The 1,712-nt window shown below is 75.6% G+C and carries 2 protein-coding genes; one reads left to right on the top strand and one right to left on the bottom strand.

The window, feature by feature from the left end:
- On the bottom strand, positions 1–1,138 hold a 1,138-nt coding region (locus ABZ641_RS36105; RefSeq protein ID WP_359988698.1), incomplete at its 3' end, for an MFS transporter.
- Positions 1,139–1,297: 159 nt separating this feature from the next.
- Between ABZ641_RS36105 and ABZ641_RS36100 the strand changes: the two genes are divergently transcribed.
- Positions 1,298–1,712, top strand: a 415-nt coding sequence (locus tag ABZ641_RS36100) for a hypothetical protein (protein WP_359988696.1), incomplete at its 3' end; no start/stop codon positions are given.

Here is a 1,712-nt window from a genome sequence, read left to right as displayed (position 1 = left end):
CCGCTCCACCCGGCTCTTCCCCGAGGTCGCGGAGGTCGTGGCCGCGCTCGCCGCCCGGATGCCGCTCGCGCTGACCACCAACGGCGGCCGTCACCCGGCCGAGCAGCGCATCGGGCGTGCACGTCTGCACGATCGTCGTGCGGGACAGGACGGCCAGCGCGTCCGCGGCCCCCGCCACCACCAGGAACCCCAGGCCCGCCCACGCACTGGTCGTCAGGCCGAACCCGGCGAGGGCCGCGCCCCACGTGCCGGCCGCGCCGAGCATCACCGGGCCCGGGCGCGCCAGCCGGGTGACGGGACCGGACAGCGCGGTCGTGGCGACACCGCCCACGGCCAGCGCCGACAGGAACAGGCCCAGCGTGCGCGGGTCGCCGTCGAAACGCTCGCTGTTGACCAGCGGGAAGAGACTGGCCGGCATGGCCAGCACCGTGGCCGCCAGGTCCGTCAGCAGCGCACCGCGCACCACGCGGTGGCCCGTCAGGAAGCGCAGCCCGTCGGCCACCCCGCCCAGACCCGGACGGGACTGCTCGCCCACGGGCGGCATCGCGGGCAGGGCGAAGGACGCGGCGAACGACACCCCGAAGCTGGCGGCGTCCAGCAGGTAGCAGACGCCGATGCCCCACCAGCCGAGCACGACACCGGCGACGGCCGGACCGAGCAGCATCATCGCCTGCCCGGTGACCTGGTTCAGCGCCAGCCCCGCCGCCACCTGGTCCTTCGGCAGCAGCCGCGGCACGAACACCCCCGCCGCCGGCGCGCCCACCGCCCCGAACGAGGCCTGCACCGCCACCAGCGCCAGCACGGCGGCCACCGGGACGTGCCCGGTGAACCCCTGGACGGCCAGCAGCAGCGAACAGGCCGCCTGACCGGCGTTGCCGAGCAGGTAGACGCGGCGCCGGTCGGCCCGGTCGACCCACGACCCCGCGAACAGGCCGATGCCGATCATCGGCAGCGCCTGCGCCAGCCCCACCGCCCCGCTCCACACCGTGCTGCGGGTCGCGTCCCACACCTGGAACATGACGGTGACCACGGTCATGAAGCTGCCGAGCGTGGACACCGTGCGCCCGATCAGCAACCGCCGGAACAGCGGAGACGTCCTCAACGGCCGTACGTCGACCAACGCGCGGGCGAGGCTCATGACGGGAGGGCCGGGTGCGGCACGGGCTGATCCACGCCGAGACCCTAGCCCATCACCCCGGGGTCCGGCCGGGCGTTTCCGGCGAGCAGGCACCCCGGTGCGGCGCCCACGACCGGCACCTTTACCCTTCGTTGACCGAACGAAGGGGACGACAGCAGGATGATCGGCAGCTTCTTGGCCTTCGTGGTGATCCCGATGATCATCGCGGGACTGGCGCGGTGGGCGGCCGCACGACGGCGCCACGCCCTGGCGGCCGGCCGGCCGGTGCACTTCCGGTGCCGACTGGACGGCCGCAGGGGCAGGCTGCTGGCCGACCCGCGCCTGGACGGGCCCGTCTTCCTCGACCGCGCCGGCACGGCCACCGCCCTGCCGCACGGCGGCGAGGTCCTGGACGCCACGCTCCTGCGCGCCACCGGAGCCGCCGTCGAGATGGTCGGCCTGCGCTACCGCACGCCCGAGGGCACCGTGCTGCAACTGGGCATGCCCACCCGGGACGCACGGACCCTCGGCGCCTGGCTCGCCGAACCGCCCCGCCCCGTGCCGGCACCCGCCCGGCGGCTGCGGCCGGCCGCTC

Source organism: Kitasatospora sp. NPDC007106, from assembly GCF_040634455.1.
GTDB classification, from domain to species: Bacteria; Actinomycetota; Actinomycetes; order Streptomycetales; family Streptomycetaceae; genus Kitasatospora; species Kitasatospora arboriphila.
Note: the sequence above shows the minus strand (reverse complement) of the source record. Positions and strands in the feature narration are given on the sequence as shown.